This window comes from Photorhabdus akhurstii, assembly GCF_018448925.1.
GTDB classification, from domain to species: domain Bacteria; phylum Pseudomonadota; class Gammaproteobacteria; order Enterobacterales; family Enterobacteriaceae; genus Photorhabdus; species Photorhabdus akhurstii.
This window is the reverse complement of record NZ_RCWE01000002.1, coordinates 40,992-56,573: the sequence shown is the minus strand read 5'-3', so window position 1 is coordinate 56,573 and position 15,582 is coordinate 40,992. Positions and strand designations below refer to the sequence as shown.

Annotated in this window: 13 protein-coding genes and 2 pseudogenes; 6 read left to right on the top strand and 9 right to left on the bottom strand. The window is 39.7% G+C overall.

Annotation, left to right across the window (positions count from 1 at the left end; all coding sequences use genetic code 11):
- Window positions 1-42 precede the first annotated feature (42 nt).
- Both EAE93_RS02905 and EAE93_RS02900 read right to left on the bottom strand, forming a co-directional pair.
- On the bottom strand, window positions 43-765 hold the full coding sequence (locus EAE93_RS02905) for a hypothetical protein (RefSeq protein ID WP_036806343.1): 723 nt from the start codon (window positions 763-765) through the stop codon (window positions 43-45).
- Between the two features lie 17 nt (window positions 766-782).
- Complete coding sequence (locus EAE93_RS02900) at window positions 783-1,133, bottom strand: hypothetical protein (RefSeq protein WP_036775615.1); 351 nt, start codon at window positions 1,131-1,133, stop codon at window positions 783-785.
- 403 nt (window positions 1,134-1,536) lie between these two features.
- Between EAE93_RS02900 and EAE93_RS24295 the strand changes: the two are divergent.
- A pseudogene (locus EAE93_RS24295) lies at window positions 1,537-1,620 on the top strand (type VI secretion system tube protein Hcp); the annotation flags it as partial.
- A gap of 94 nt (window positions 1,621-1,714) precedes the next feature.
- Here EAE93_RS24295 and EAE93_RS02895 read toward each other — a convergent pair.
- Window positions 1,715-2,437 (bottom strand): hypothetical protein, encoded by a 723-nt coding sequence (locus EAE93_RS02895; protein WP_214039033.1) that lies wholly within the window; start codon window positions 2,435-2,437, stop codon window positions 1,715-1,717.
- Window positions 2,438-2,448: 11 nt separating this feature from the next.
- The gene (locus EAE93_RS02890; protein WP_214039032.1) at window positions 2,449-2,799 is read right to left on the bottom strand and encodes a hypothetical protein; all 351 of its coding nucleotides are present in this window, start codon (window positions 2,797-2,799) and stop codon (window positions 2,449-2,451) included.
- A gap of 620 nt (window positions 2,800-3,419) precedes the next feature.
- Here EAE93_RS02890 and EAE93_RS02885 point away from each other — a divergent pair.
- Entirely contained in the window at window positions 3,420-3,953 is a 534-nt protein-coding gene (locus EAE93_RS02885; protein ID WP_214039031.1) for a hypothetical protein, read from the top strand.
- 228 nt (window positions 3,954-4,181) lie between these two features.
- Here EAE93_RS02885 and hrpA read toward each other — a convergent pair.
- A pseudogene (gene hrpA, locus EAE93_RS02880) lies at window positions 4,182-7,928 on the bottom strand (ATP-dependent RNA helicase HrpA); the annotation flags it as partial.
- Window positions 7,929-8,213: 285 nt separating this feature from the next.
- Here hrpA and EAE93_RS02875 point away from each other — a divergent pair.
- Entirely contained in the window at window positions 8,214-8,816 is a 603-nt protein-coding gene (locus EAE93_RS02875; protein ID WP_214039029.1) for an FMN-dependent NADH-azoreductase, read from the top strand.
- Window positions 8,817-8,892: 76 nt separating this feature from the next.
- Here EAE93_RS02875 and EAE93_RS02870 read toward each other — a convergent pair whose 3' ends face one another.
- From EAE93_RS02870 to EAE93_RS02860, 3 genes are read right to left on the bottom strand one after another with little or no spacing between them, the layout of a single operon-like run.
- A complete protein-coding gene (locus EAE93_RS02870) occupies window positions 8,893-9,219 on the bottom strand; it encodes a YdbL family probable chaperone protein (protein WP_214039028.1) in 327 nt (108 codons plus the stop codon).
- Window positions 9,220-9,232: 13 nt separating this feature from the next.
- Window positions 9,233-9,430, bottom strand: coding sequence for a YnbE family lipoprotein (locus tag EAE93_RS02865; RefSeq protein ID WP_036775603.1), 198 nt, complete (start codon window positions 9,428-9,430; stop codon window positions 9,233-9,235).
- Window positions 9,427-12,054, bottom strand: coding sequence for a YdbH family protein (locus tag EAE93_RS02860; protein ID WP_214039027.1), 2,628 nt, complete (start codon window positions 12,052-12,054; stop codon window positions 9,427-9,429). Before EAE93_RS02860 ends, EAE93_RS02865 begins: the two co-directional genes overlap by 4 nt.
- A gap of 241 nt (window positions 12,055-12,295) precedes the next feature.
- On the opposite strand from EAE93_RS02860, the gene EAE93_RS02855 reads away from it, so the two are divergent.
- The 3 genes from EAE93_RS02855 to EAE93_RS02845 all read left to right on the top strand — a co-directional run bounded on the left by EAE93_RS02855 (window position 12,296) and on the right by EAE93_RS02845 (window position 14,685).
- Window positions 12,296-13,300: a 2-hydroxyacid dehydrogenase gene (locus tag EAE93_RS02855; RefSeq protein WP_036806359.1), complete on the top strand. Its 1,005-nt coding sequence runs from the start codon at window positions 12,296-12,298 to the stop codon at window positions 13,298-13,300.
- A 21-nt stretch (window positions 13,301-13,321) separates the two neighbouring features.
- Window positions 13,322-13,738 (top strand): heat shock protein HslJ, encoded by a 417-nt coding sequence (hslJ, locus tag EAE93_RS02850; protein ID WP_036806361.1) that lies wholly within the window; start codon window positions 13,322-13,324, stop codon window positions 13,736-13,738.
- 326 nt (window positions 13,739-14,064) lie between these two features.
- Window positions 14,065-14,685 carry a hypothetical protein gene (locus EAE93_RS02845; protein WP_036775596.1) on the top strand — a complete coding sequence of 207 codons (621 nt, stop codon included), beginning with the start codon at window positions 14,065-14,067 and terminating at the stop codon, window positions 14,683-14,685.
- A gap of 68 nt (window positions 14,686-14,753) precedes the next feature.
- Here EAE93_RS02845 and EAE93_RS02840 read toward each other — a convergent pair whose 3' ends face one another.
- The gene (locus EAE93_RS02840) at window positions 14,754-15,395 is read right to left on the bottom strand and encodes a hypothetical protein (protein WP_036775594.1); all 642 of its coding nucleotides are present in this window, start codon (window positions 15,393-15,395) and stop codon (window positions 14,754-14,756) included.
- Between the last annotated feature and the right edge of the window lie 187 nt (window positions 15,396-15,582).

The window sequence follows — 15,582 nt, the reverse complement described above, 5'->3', positions numbered from 1 at the left end:
CAGTCTTAAACGGCCAGATATAAAAAAACGCGAGAGGCAAGTTTATGAATGAGAATCTTTACTAATGATGTTAACTATATGGTGGCAAGATTCGGGCGATAAAGGTCTTGGGTCCCACTTAGATAACTCACTAACAGGCAAGTCTAAAGCACTCCAGGGAATAATACCATTAACCCCTATACCATATGGAGTCAATACATCTATGAACTGTTTTTTAATAACGTCGTAAATACGGACATCACCCAACTTAATAATACCAGAAGCCCACAAAGCACCACCTGCCAAGCTCTGAATATTGTCGCAAATAATATGTCCATGTTTTAATAACAAGATGTTATAAACCGAACGAGCCAAACCAGATCTCCGAAAATCTTCTGATACTTCAATAGCTCTTATCTGCTTGCCAGTTTTGGTTATCCCTTTATCGACAAAGTTAAAGTCATTATATGCAATTCTGCCAATTAAAGTGTCCTCTGACTCCTCATGCATATCAAGAGAAAGCAATTCATTAATAATCCGCTCAGAGCTATACCCACATTCTCTTAAGTGTTCGGCATATTCAGAGTAGAAATTAGCGGTCGAACAACCCATATAAACTATTTCTGAATAGTAATGATATTCACTCCCGACAAGGGCGTATTCTATAATTTTCAACAAATCATCTTCCAATGATAGATGATGAAATTCGTCTATAATATTCTCTGAAACACAACTTGGCTTTCTGCTCAAGTCCTTTGAATATGAACTAATAAGGTTAGGAGCCATCGCTATCCCTGTAAGATTTAATGGACAGTCGTTAGTTTGAAATTATCAATAAAGTTTTTAACAACGGATTCAATATGTTTCATGATGGCATCAATATTGCCATTGTATTCTGGATATTGCTTCTCAGGAGAAACAAGATATTTCACTCTTTCCCTTCTGACAACTAATTCGGCAAATGGGACCACATAGAAATTATCACTCTTATTATCATCTTTAAGAGTTACTATGAATAACTGCCTATTAACATCTTGTCGTTCACTGAGACGGAGAACAAAAAAGAGTTTATTTGTATTATTATCTTTAAAAGAGTCAATAACTTCTGTTGAGTGGCTAATAGTCTGTATAGATCTGGTGTGTTCAGTCCTCATATAGCCTCCTAACATTATGAAATTCAAGTGAATAGATGATTAGCAGTTATCAAATTTATGTCACTTAACATGACATAAATTTATATCACATAACGTGATAATAGTTGGATTGCCCCCCTAGTTCAACAAATTTAACAACCAAAGTTGTGTTTTACTGCTCTGTGATGTACCAAAATGTTTCAGATTTTAAGCTATACTTACCTTGAGGTTAGGTTAGGAATTCTGATTTCTAAAATGTCTGTGCGGTAGTGCCCCAATCGTATAATTATCCAAAATTAACGTGAAGGTTTAGGTTCGGGTAAGTCAAATACGTCACAGATAAATTTGTGACCAGGCGTGGAAACCCGATTAGCTGGATGACGCAACAGTAGATGATCACATTAGTAAATAACTGACTACACTGGTTGGGCTTCGCTACGAAAAAATCACCTGGAAGCACAATGATGGAAATATAATCCATTTTGATAGCTGGAATGAAAAAATCTGAATAAGACCATAAAATAATTATTCTATTAATGACGACAATTTAATGACTATGTACTATCCTATCACTATTGGTAAGATAATACCTATTGGCAAGTTTATAAATGAGGATCTTTACTAATGATGTTAACTATATGGTGGCAGCAATCATGAGATATCGAGTTCGGTTCCCATCGAGAAAGCTCACTCATAGATAGATGCGTGGCGCTCCAAGGTTTAACACCATTAATCCCAATTCCACCTTCTGTTAGCACATCGACAAATTCATGTCGTATGGTGTCATATACCCTAACATCAGCTAGTGTTATTATTCCACTCGCCCACAAAGTACCGCCAGCAACACTTTGAATGTTATCGCAAATAATATAATCGTGCTTTAAAACTAATCTTCTATATATTGAGCGTCCCAGACCTGCTGCCTGATAATCTGACGAAATAAACGCCCCCTTTATCTGCTTACCCGTCTTTTTTATACCACAGTCATAGAAAATAAAATCATTGTATGCAATGCGACCTATTAACTCATCCTCATCAGGATTGTGCATATCAAGATCTATTAGATGCTGGATGATTTCACCTTCGCTGTAGCCGGAATCAAGCATCTCAAGAGACTGAGACCTATAATAATCATCAGTGAAACATCCTAATCGAATGATCCCTATGTAGTAATGATACTCACTACCACTCAAGAGGTACTCAGTCACCTCTAATAAATCACCACCTTTTGATAAGTGGTAAAAATTTCCTACAATCTCTTCTTTTATACAGTCAGGTTTTCTACTTAAATCTTTGGTGTATGAATCGTTCAGGTCAGGGGCCATCTTTATCTCAGCTACACATTAGCAACAGGACTATATTTCTGAATAAAATCACAAACAGTTTTTTCAATACTGGTATTTATTGAAGGCAATCTATCTTTCAGTTCAGGATATTGATATACCGGATTTACAAGGTATCTTACTTTGTCTTTACACACTGTAAGTTCAGCATATGGGATCACTCGGAACTTGCTTGAATTGTCTGCATTTTCAACAGTAACGATAAACAGTTGACACTTAATATCAACCCTACAGCTTAAGCGTCTAACAGAGAACATCCTTTGTGATGGTTCATCAAAAAAAGAATTGATAACTTCTGTTGAGTGGCTAATAGTCTGTATAGATCTGGTGTGTTCAGTCCTCATATAGCCTCCTAACATTATGAAATTCAAGTGAATAGATGATTAGCCGTTATCAAGTTTATGCCACTTAACATGAATAAATTTATATCACATAACGTGATAATAGTTGGATTGCCCCCCTAGTTCAACAAATTTAACAACCAGAAGCCATCCCTAACTTGAGGTTAGAGCAGGTAGTTAGGAATTCTGATTTCTAAAATGTCTGTACGGCAGTGCCCCAATCGTAGTCATGATCTCATCCAATTTCAGAGACCTAAGTCGCTTTTATGACAGTTAACAGAAAGCCCCGATCAATAAAGATACATCCATATTGGTCACCGAATCTAACGGAAGTGCCTGGAACGAACTTAAAATAGGTTAAATTTAGGATGACAGGCCAGCCAATCACTGGTCCTCCGGCTTTTATGAATACTATAATTATCCAAAATTAACGTGAAGGTTTAGGTTCGGGTAAGTCAAATACGTCACAGATAAATTTGTGACCAGACGTGGAAACCCAATTAGCTGGATGACGCAATTACATAAAATTTGGAACCCACTCGCATATTAGGCAATTAGAAAGAATAGTGACAAAGTAATATTGGTATAACAAACCACTACTCAAACAGCAACAGTGTTAAAGAATGACCAAGTATCATAGTCTCAAGAACAAAATCATTGGTGGAATCGGTAAGATTAGCAGTTATGACATTGAATTCACTTTTAACGGCAAAAAACCACAAACCTTTCGGTTGGTATTCTTTCCATTAACTGACGATGTTGTCGGAGCCGAAAGAATTGCTAAAGTGTACGATATTAATCCCAAAATTTTATTTGCTGTGTCTATTATCTTTTTCGATCAAGCTTATGAATTAATCCCTACGGACGAATTAAATGGTAGGACTCCATTTGATAAAATAGATAAAACTGTTCATTACAATAGAAATGAAAATAACTACCTTTTTAATGTTTTAATATCATACATTCTGGATTATATTGAAGAATCTAAAGTTCATTACTTGTACTTTAGTGGTTACAGTGATTCTCATAAAAGAACCTATGAAAGACTTTTACAAAAGGTACAATCAAGATTAATATTAGAGTATGAAGATTTAGGAGGAGGCGATTATGTTGTTAAAACGTGCTACAGCAACCAAGAAGAAGGCAACTCAGGCTGACTACGTTCGTAACCGCAAAAATAAAACCGCTATGGTTAATGCTTTCATTGAGGCTAACAAAGCCAAACATACGGAAAGTCCCTGCTAACCAGCTCATTCGTTTCAGTCTAAGTAAAAAGCCACCTTTAGAATAGGTGGCTCTCAGTTTGACGATTTAACTGACCTATAAAAACTGTATCGCAAATGTAAAACTTGGGACGCAGTTTAGAATATGACCTTCTTCTTTGATCAGGAAGCAATTTGCTCCATTGTTTGCAAAATTCTCTTATCCGAGACCGGATATGGCGTACCCAGTTGCTGAGCAAACAAGCTGATCCGCAGTTCTTCAATCATCCAACGAATCTCTTGTACCTCAGGCAACTGCTTTTGTTGCAGTGATAATTTTGCCAGCCATTGCTGCCACTGTTGCTGGACATTTTCGACACGCCCCATTTGTGCTCTATCTCTGTGCGGATCAATCGCTAATTTTTCAAGACGGCGCTCAATACCTTGTAGATAACGCAGGACATCCGGCAAACGTTTCCAACCATTAACGGTGACAAATCCTTTGAAAACCAGACCAGAAAGCTGCTCTTTGATATCCGATAACGCCAGGGCTAGTGAAATATCAATTCTCCCCTTAAGGCGTTTGTTAATAGCAAAAATAGTGGTGAGTATCTGTTCTACCTGTTTAGCTATTTCCACGACAGTATCGTTCAACTCAGCCCGAACTTTGTCCTGTAGCTGAATAAAATCCTGCTCATTCCAAGCTGGTCCACCATTCACTGCCATTAATTTATCCACACCACAGGAGATACAATCATCAATCAGATCCAGTACCTTGCCATAGGGATTAAAATAGAGTCCCAGTTTGGATTTATTCGGCAATTTCTCATGTAAGTATTTAATTGGCGAAGGAATATTGAGCAATAACAGACGGCGAGTACCTTCCCACATGGCAATCTGTTGCTCTAATTCAGTTTCAAACAATTTGATACCGATACTCTCTTTTTCATCCACCAGCGCAGGAAATGCTTTAACAGAGTAACCACCGCGTTTTTGCTCATATCGTCCCGGTAATTCACCAAAACTCCAGATATGCAGCCCACTCTGTTCAATTCCATCATCAGCAACAGAGGAAAGTGTCTCCTGAACTTTCTCTTTCAAGCGTAATTTCAGTGCAGATAAATCTTTACCCTCAGCGATAGTTCGATTCTTCTCTCCTACCACTCGAAATGTCATTTTGAGGTGATCGGGTACTTGCTCTAACTGCCAATCATCACGTGACACCGTAACGCCAGTTATCCGCCGTAACTCCCTTTCAAGACTATCTAACAAAGTGGATTGAGGTTGAGATACTCGCTCCATAAATGCCTGAGCATAGTTTGGCGCAGGGACAAAATTACGACGAACCGGTTTTGGCAGTGATTTAATCAGCGCAACCACTAAATCATAGCGAATACCTGGGATCTGCCAATCAAATCCTTCATCCTTAACCTGATTCAGCACCGGCAGCGGAATATGAACGGTCACGCCATCAGCTTGTGTGCCCGGTTCAAACTGGTAGCTAAGCCGTAATTTCAGTGCATCTTGATACCAGTAATTGGGGTAATCCAACGCACTGACTTTATCGGCATCACCTTTGATCAACATATTTTTTTCAAAGTTGAGCAGGTCAGGTTGCTCTTTACCTGTTTTCATCCACCAGCGATCAAAGTGGCGGGCAGAAACTACATTCTGAGGTATCCGTTGATCATAGAAGCTAAATAGAGTTTCATCATCCACCAAAATGTCACGACGACGGGATTTATGTTCCAACTCCTCAATTTCCTCGCGTAATTTCAGATTCGCTCGGAAAAATGCATGTCGAGTTTGCCAGTCGCCTTCCACCAGCGCATGGCGGATAAACAACTCACGGCAGAGCATTGGATCAATTTTGCTGTAATTAACCTGACGACTAGCCACAATTGGCAAACCATATAAAGTGACTTTTTCCTTAGCCATTACCGCGCCCTGAGATTTTTGCCAGTGCGGTTCGCTATAATGATACTTCACCAGATGTGCGGCTAATGGTTCAACCCATTCAGGTTCTATCCGCGCAGCAATACGTCCCCACAAGCGGCTAGTTTCAACCAATTCCGCGGCCATTGACCATTTAGGCGGCTTCTTGAATAAACCAGAACCAGGAAAAATAGCAAAACGAGCATTACGCGCACCGGTATATTCCTGTTTGTCTGTATCTTTTTGGCCAATATGGGATAACAGCCCAGAAAGTAACGCAGTATGAATACTGCGGTAATCTGCATCCTGGCTATTTATCGACAAACCAATTTCTTTCACAACTTGTCGTAACTGAGCGTATATATCCTGCCACTCTCTGACTCTCAGGTAGTTAAGATAATCTTGACGGCAAAGCTTGCGAAATTGCGAAGAAGAAAGTTCCTTTTGCTGTTCTTTCAAAAAATCCCATAATTTCAGAAATGCAATAAAATCGGAGTCTTTATCAGCAAATCGACGGTGTTTCTCATCAGAAGCCTGTTGTTTCTCTAGCGGCCGCTCCCTTGGGTCCTGAATAGACAGCGCAGAAGTGATGACCATCACTTCACGCACACAACCATGATGACGAGCCTCCAATACCATACGCGCCAACCGGGGATCAACCGGGAGTTGAGCAAGCTGTCGTCCGATTAATGTAAGACGGTAATTACTCTTAGCCATTGCGCCTTGATTAATGGTGCTCTGATCAATAGCCCCAAGTTCTTCCAGAAGCCGAACGCCATCCTGAATATTACGTTTATCAGGCGGTTGCACAAATGGAAATGCGCTGACATCCCCAAGACCAATTGCCGTCATTTGTAGAATGACCGATGCCAAGTTAGTACGCAGGATTTCTGGATCAGTAAACTCCGGCCGAGAAAGGAAATCCTCTTCTGAATACAGCCGTATACAGATCCCATCGGATACACGTCCGCAACGCCCTTTCCGCTGATTAGCCGACGCCTGTGATATTGGCTCAATCGGCAATCTCTGTACTTTCGTCCGATAACTGTAACGGCTGATACGTGCATATCCGGTATCAATCACATATTTAATTCCCGGTACAGTCAACGAAGTTTCTGCCACGTTAGTTGCCAGCACAATTCTCCGCCCCGTATGTGACTGGAAAATCCGGTTCTGATCACTGTTAGAAAGACGCGCAAATAGCGGCAGTACTTCGGTATGACGCAGATTCAGTTTATTCAGCGCATCGGCTGTATCACGAATCTCCCTCTCACCACTCATAAAGATCAGGATATCCCCAGGCCCTTCCCGGTTGAGTTCATCAACAGCATCAATAATTGCCTCAAGCTGATCCCGCTCGCCATCATTATCTTCCCCCATCACCGGACGATACCGCACTTCTACCGGATAGGTTCGACCAGAAACTTCAATAATTGGCGCATGATTAAAATGACGGGAAAAACGCTCAGGATCGATAGTCGCCGAGGTAATAATCACTTTCAAATCAGGACGTTTTGGCAGCAACTGACGCAAATAACCCAGAATAAAATCAATATTCAGACTACGCTCATGCGCCTCATCGATAATGAGCGTGTCATATTGTTTAAGCAACCTGTCATTTTGCAATTCCGCCAGCAAAATACCATCGGTCATCAGCTTAACCAACGTGTTATCGCCCACATGATCACTAAACCGGACTTTATAACCGACAGCAGAACCCACCGAGGTTTCCAATTCTTCCGCCAGACGATTGGCAACCGCGCGAGCAGCCAATCGACGGGGTTGAGTATGGCCGATCAGACCTTTTATTCCCCGACCTAGTTCAAGACAAATTTTCGGGATTTGGGTTGTTTTACCCGAACCGGTTTCACCCGCAATAATAACAACTTGATGGTCACGAATAGCTTTGTAGATATCATCTTTCTTCTGGCTGACGGGCAAGTTTTCTGGATATTTGATCGTTGGACAAGCAGCCTGACGGTTAATGATTTTCTGAGACTCTTTCACTTATATTGATCCTTGTAACTTCTTAACTTTACTGATTAGCCAGCTTTTATTGATGATGCGGTTCTTATTGACGACATAGTAACACATCTTATTTATTGGCAATAATTTCGGCGGATATTTCCCCATCACGCTATATCAACGCAGGTAAAAGTTTTTCAATAAATTTGAATGCTAAGCTCTAAATATTGCTCTATTACCAGAAGATAATAACTCATAGAATCACTATATCGTGATTAACAAGTGAATTACCAAGAGTTAATTTAAGGAATAAAAATGAGTAAAGTTCTGGTTCTTAAATCCAGCATTATGGCGCAGCATTCACATACTAACCAAATGGCAGATTTCTTCATTGAAAAGTGGCAAACCAATCATGCTGATGACAGCATTACGATACGTGATCTGGCCGCACAACCCATTCCTATTCTGGATAATGAACTGGTTCATGCATTACGTCCGAGTGGCAATGAAATGACTGCTCGCCAAAAAGAGGTATTAGCATTATCTGACGAACTGATTGCGGAATTACAGGATAATGACATTATTGTTATCACTGCGCCGATGTACAACTTCCACATTCCAACCCAACTGAAAAACTATTTTGACCTGATAGCCCGTGCTGGCGTGACTTTCCGTTATACCGAAAATGGCCCTGAAGGTCTGTTAAAAGACAAACGGGTAATTATCTTGACCAGCCGTGGCGGCATCCATAAAGACGGCCCCAGTGATCTGTTAGTGCCTTATTTGCGTCTGTTCCTGAATTTCATTGGTCTCACTGATGTAGAGTTTGTTTTTGCCGAAGGTGTAGGGTTAAGTCTTGATGCAGCAAATCAAGCGCAACAAACTGCCCGTGAAGTTTTAGCAGCAATAGCTTCCTGACAGCCACGTTTTTGTTCATAATTCATACATTATCTATATTTATATTGCTGCTTTTTGCGCGTCATTCGACGCGCTTTTATTTCTTCAACCATTTACCATTAATACCAAGCACATATTCACCAGGTTCAGCTCTGTTCACCAGTTTTTCGCCAGTAAGTTTAGCCACTTGTTCTGTAGAAATATTATTGCCAGCCGCAATTTGTGCGTATTTTTCCTTACGGGCCCGATTAATCTCTGCCACTAAAGCCTGTGCCTGACTATCTGCTTTTACTATAGCCAGATAACCACTGAACGTTTCACCCACCAGCCCTTCCTGCTTTGCTTCATTCAGGGTCATTCCTCCCACAAAAGGGCTGAACAATACACTTGCCAATAACAATATTCCCGTACCTGTTATCTTCATAATGCTAACCCCCCTAGAATAAACCCGTGTTATTCTTGAGCATCTCTTCAACTTGCCTGTCTACTTTTATCTGAATTTCATGCTCAATTTTGACATTCATATTAATATTAATGGGCTTCTCAGGTGTTGCCACTTCAAGGCGTATACAACCTGACAATATTAAAGATCCCATTGATAGTAAGAACAGCTTTGTTCTGGTTCGTTTTGTCATTTATCACTCCCATTTAATACAGATATATTCTGCTGTAACCAATCTTCAAGATTGTTGCCAAACCGTAAGCTACGCCATAAATGAAAGATATTCTCTTCATGATGGTAATTCAGCTTGACTTGCCGTTTTTTATCCCTTAATGAATTAACACCTTGAATTTCAGCATTAAGTGTCAAAACCCCTAAATTATTAAGACTGACTTGCGCCCGTAAGCGACTGATTTCTAAATAGCGTAACCAATCCATAGCGGCACCGGCGGAAATATTATCTTTGTTAATGGAATCTACCGTATCTTTATCCAGACGTAAGGTCATATGGTCGATATTGGTAATCCGACCTTGCTGAACTATCCAGCGTTCATTGTTAATAAACAACGGCAATTTTCCGCTGATTTTGCCGGACATCGCAAATTGTTTAACTTTCAACACAGTAAAAAGGCGACTTAGCTCCAATTTATCAAGCGTCAAAATAGCCGGATGATGCTGAGGAAATCTTAATTTATCTAGGTTAATACGCCCATCCAACATACCTACATTTACATTAGTCAATTCCAGCGGCTTTTGTTCCGATGGCGGATAAAATCCCTGTAAATCCGCCGTTAAATTATGCATTTCAAACAGATTATTAATTGTTTTCACTCGTAGCTGAACCGGCGATTTAACACCAAATTGCCAGATACTATCTTTCAGCCGCCACGGTAAGACAAAATTAAGGCCGCTGATTTCACCATCTTTAAGCCACATGCTGCCATTTTTTACCACCCAGTGACCACCCGCAACAAAACCTTGCCCTTGTGTGGCAGAAAAAGCGGCCTGTGCATAAAGATCACCTGAGCGCAAGTTTATCCCTAAATCTTTAGGTACCAACGGCTGAAATGCAAGTAAGGATTGAGTAGGCCAACGCGCTTCACCACGCAATCTTGCTCCATCCCAACGACTGTAAAAAGGGATCGGGCCAATATTTCTTGATGAAAGATCACCATTAACAATAAAGTTGTTCGGGCTTTTCCCTGTCAATTTTGCTGTCAGTTCAGTGGGGGGCAGAAAGCCACCGGACCGAAACGATATTTTCTTCGTTGCCAGTCGTAACTCACCCTTAAAGGTGGGAGATTTCTCTGAACGTTGCCATTCCAATGGCTTTGTTAACTGTAGACGCGGCGTATCTACCTGAATCATACCGTGTTTAATAACATTAAAGCCGGTAACCATTTCGTTGACGCTAATCAATGTGTCACGCCAGCGACCTTTTCCAGCGATATCCCATTTAGCCTGTAGTGACGGCAAATCGCCATCTCCCCAATAGTTCCAACGCCAATAGCCTTTATCCGGCATAAAATTCTCGGCATGACCATCAAGATGCAAACGGAATTTTCCCCAATCACGGTGTTGTGCATTAACAATCGCCTGTAACCGGCCAGTAAAACCTTCACGTGTCAGATAAGTTCCCGCTAACGGTGATCGAGCATCTTTAACAATAAACTTATCGGACAAACGCCCCCAAGTCCGAAACAACGAACCTGACTGGAAAGTCATTCTCGGATTAACCAGCGGACCACTAATTACCGCAGGCAATGACATAGCCATAATCATATCCTGCACATTAATCTGACCTGTTAATTGAAAAGGAAGTTGCATATTTAACGAGTTTATCCGGCCCGGTTTTATCGTTAACACTATATTCGCTTTACCACGTTTCCCCTGCGTGACCAAATTTATACGGCCACTAATCAGCAGGTTATCCAATCCTTGTTGCCAATGAGCAATCTTAATATTCACTCCACCCGCAAGAGGTTGTCCCGCACTCGTCCACCGCCATTTACCATCAGTAATATCAAACTGGTCTTGGTTAAACTGCCAAGGTAATTCAGCCAAAGGTACTACCGTCCCCTCTTCTCTGATAATAAATTTGCCGGATTTCCCTTGCCAACCTAACTTGATATTTAGCGGGTGCATATATTGACTGGCAATAATTTTACCTTTTACTTCACCATGAGGAGGTAGTTTGTCCACATTAAGTGGTAAAGTCACTTCACCATTAAGGCTGATTTCCTGTTCTGGTAATTTAATTGCCAGTTGGTCAATAAATAACGATTCCTTACCATAAATATGCGCTGACAATTTAACATTCTTTCCCTGATAACTCAGTTTTTGCCCCTGAGGAGAGGAATTGAATTTTAGCTTTCCGGCAAAATCTTGCCAGGGATGAAAAGAAAGATTATCCACAGACAAACTTCCTTGTGGAATAAGAGCTAAAATATCAGCAACAGACAATGGAGCAAGGCCCTGAGTAGATTCGGGCAACTGATTTAGGCAATGGATATCTCCATTAATATCTGCGGCATTTAATTGCCAATGATAACTGTTATCTATCTCTGAATATGGGTAACTAACAGATAATCGCGATACACGAATGAGCCTGCAATCTTTCATCTGCAATGAAATATCAGCCAGTTGCAAAGCCCCATTTTTCCATTCTGGTTGTTTCAATGAAACCGTCATACCTGGAGGTAACCAATGACTGGTGACTTTAGGCAACCAATGAGGAATAGAAAACCATCCCGCCGCCATCAGCAATACCAGCAACATCAGTATGGTAATGAATATCTTTAACCCTTTGGTTATCAAGTTCTTTCCTCTCCTTATTAAGTCTTAGATCGGTTACTTCTATTGTTATTCCATAATTTAGCAGACAAACCTTAAACTAAGATATTGATTATTAAGCAAATTGTGTTGAACATATAGGGGAACAACAAGCAATACACTTATAGAGTTAATTAATTTATTGGTTTATTTAACCCTTTACGTCAGCAATAATTTAAGCCCAAAACAATTTATTAGCTACTTAAATTATAGCGGAGATAATCCCATGAAATTAGTCGTTTACAGTACCAAACAGTATGACTATAAACATCTGGAGCAGGTCAATAAAAAGCTCGGATTTGGTTATGATTTCGAGTTTTTCGACTTCCCTCTCAGTTCAAAAACTGCCAAAAACGCTATTGGTGCAGATGCTGTTTGTATTTTCGTCAACGATAATGCTGACCGTGAAGTGCTTGAAGAATTGGCTGAAATGAATATAAAAATCCTCGCATTACGTTGTGCAGGTTTTAATAATGTTGATCTGGATGCGGCTGAAGAATTGGGTATTCAGGTTGTACGGGTTCCAGCCTATTCTCCTGAAGCTGTTGCTGAACATGCCGTCGGATTAATGTTGTGCTTAAACCGCCGTATTCACCGAGCTTATCAACGTACCCGTGACGCCAATTTCTCTCTTGAAGGCTTAATTGGTTTCAATATGCACAACCGTACAGTAGGAATTATCGGAACCGGGAAGATTGGTATTGCTACCTTACGTATTCTTAACGGATTTGGTATGCGTCTGTTAGCTCATGATCCCTACCCCAATCAAACTGTTTTGGAGCTCGGTGCTAAATATGTCGATCTGGATACGCTGTATGCACAATCCGATGTCATATCCCTTCATTGCCCGTTAACACCAGAAAACCATCATCTGCTGAATGAAGTTGCTTTCAGCAAAATGAAAAACGGCGTAATGATCATCAATACCAGCCGAGGGGCTCTGATTGATTCCGCGGCTGCCATTAATGCATTAAAACAACAAAAGATTGGCGCTCTGGGTATGGATGTTTACGAGAATGAACGCGATCTCTTCTTTGAGGACAAATCTAATGACGTAATTCAGGATGATATTTTTCGTCGCTTGTCTTCATGTCATAACGTGCTGTTTACCGGTCATCAGGCATTTCTGACAGAAGAAGCCTTAACCAGTATCAGTGAAATTACGCTGGGAAATATCCAGCAATTACTCAACGGGAAAAATTGCCCGAATATTGTTAGTAAGTACCCTTAAAATAATATATAGGAGATAAACATGAAAAAAATATTACCTTTGGCAACAGCAACTTTATTGTTAGCCACATTCCAAGCTTCAGCGACAGAAAACGTGTCAGTTAATGATTTACAACATCACAAATTTGTCCTGGTGAGCGTTAACGGAGAAGGCGCGCAAAATCAAGATGGTCGCGTACCAACTATTGAGTTCGGTGAAAAAATGCATATTTCTGGTTCCATGTGTAATCTCTTTATGGGTCAAGGCAAACTGAAAAATGGTGTACTGACCGTTAAAAACTTAGCCAGCACTCAGATGCTTTGTTCTGATGATAAATTAAATCAATGGGATTACCTGATTGGTAAAGTATTAGCCGATGGCGTTAAAGTGAAGTTGAAAGGTCAAAAACTGACACTCTCTCACTCCGATAATACATTAGTTTATAAACTGAAAAATTAAGTTCAGTAATTAAAAACTCATTTATAAAGTTAGCATTAAACATTTAACAGAGTGAAATTCCTTGAATGGACTCAAGATTAAACTCTGTTTGTCTAAGTGTTTTATGTTTTATTTAGGTGCCGAAAAATACTTTTCGGCACCTATAGATATAATATCTAAGAATAAATTTATCACTGACATTGATCTTTTAAATATTATAGGAGAAAAAAATCGACAAAAATAGATAATGTAATTTACTTTTAACTTATTCCTTCCAATTTAAATAAAGAGTTATACGCTTTTAAATTTAATAGATAGTTTACTAACTAAATAAAAGGAAATAATTTATGTCTAATATTACATCGACAGATATTCAATTTATCGACCTCATGAACGAAATGCGTCAACACGCAAAGCATATGTTAAATGACTCTAAAACTGAACAATTTGTGCCATCGACACCTGAACTCCAAGCATATGCAAATATACTTGGGGAACAATATGAAAGTGTAGATATTACCGAAAATAAGGAAATAGATGGTATTATTAATCAATTGAAAGATTCAGTGAAATCTGGTGCTAATTCAACAACAAACGTTTCCAAGGCAAGTGTAACTGATAGCACACAGAAATATCAGGAAGCAATTGCCGCTGATCCAGACAACGCAGACCAAGACTGGATCGATAACATGAATAAATCTCGTCAAAGAACCAAAGATGAGAACAACAGACAAATTGATACAAGTTACGATAAAGCCATTCAATTTGGGTTACAATTTCCTAACGCCAGAGCAGCAATCCAAAGTTTTATGGAAAAAACTAATGCATTCTTCTCCAGTTTGTTTGGCAGGCTTTCAAATTTTATACTTGATGCAGCCAGGCAACTCTCTGAATGGATAAGCAGAGCATGGGAATCAATTAAATCGTTCTATGATAAAATTAATGCTTGGGTTTCCGGCGCTTTGTAATTAACTAATAATGGTTCGAATTAGCTCGAACCATTATATTCACCTCAGATACAACTTGGAAAAATTAATTACTTATTAGGCAACTTGATTCTGGAAATAATCGCCAGTCTATCCATATAATATTCCGCATTACCCCATAACCAACTCTGCTCTTTACTGACATCATCTTCAGCTAAAATACTTCTTAACTCACAGGTCATAACATCATAACCGTAAACATAAAGCCCAAACTGTAACGCCTCATACATTCTGGCTTGCCAAAAAGAGGTGCCTTCTATTATTTGACTTATATTTGAAGCGACAACATCATAGGTTTTAATCAGATAGTGGAAAAAGATTTTAGCAGCCAAATCACTTAATGCTGCTTTATGCTGCGGTTTCCTCGTTCGCCACACAAGTATCTGCGAAGCGGGACGACAGTTAAGCACTAGGTCACTTATTACAATCACTTTATTGTAATAAACCACTTCTTTTGTTTCATCACTAAGTAACGCTAATTCAAAGTAAGGTTCATCTATATCATCCAAATCTAACCGGTTATCAACCCTGATTAACCGGTAACCTGGAGGAAAAATGAGTTCATCCACATCATGCACAATATTAGTACCAGAGGAATCAAGAGCATCATACAGAACACGATTGAACTCTAACTCACTCAATTGGATGAAATCATTGGTAATCTTTTCTATGTTTCCCACATGTATTGGCATACTTTATGCCTCCTATAATAGACCACAGGTTCAATTACCTAATGGTAATAGTATAGACGCAATTATATACAATCAACCTTTAGTTTATTCTTGGCGGATACACCCATTGGATAGCTTAACTCAGGAACAAGCCCCAACGAGGGAAACACAGAAAATAATTTGTTAAATTATAGTTAGTTAGATCATT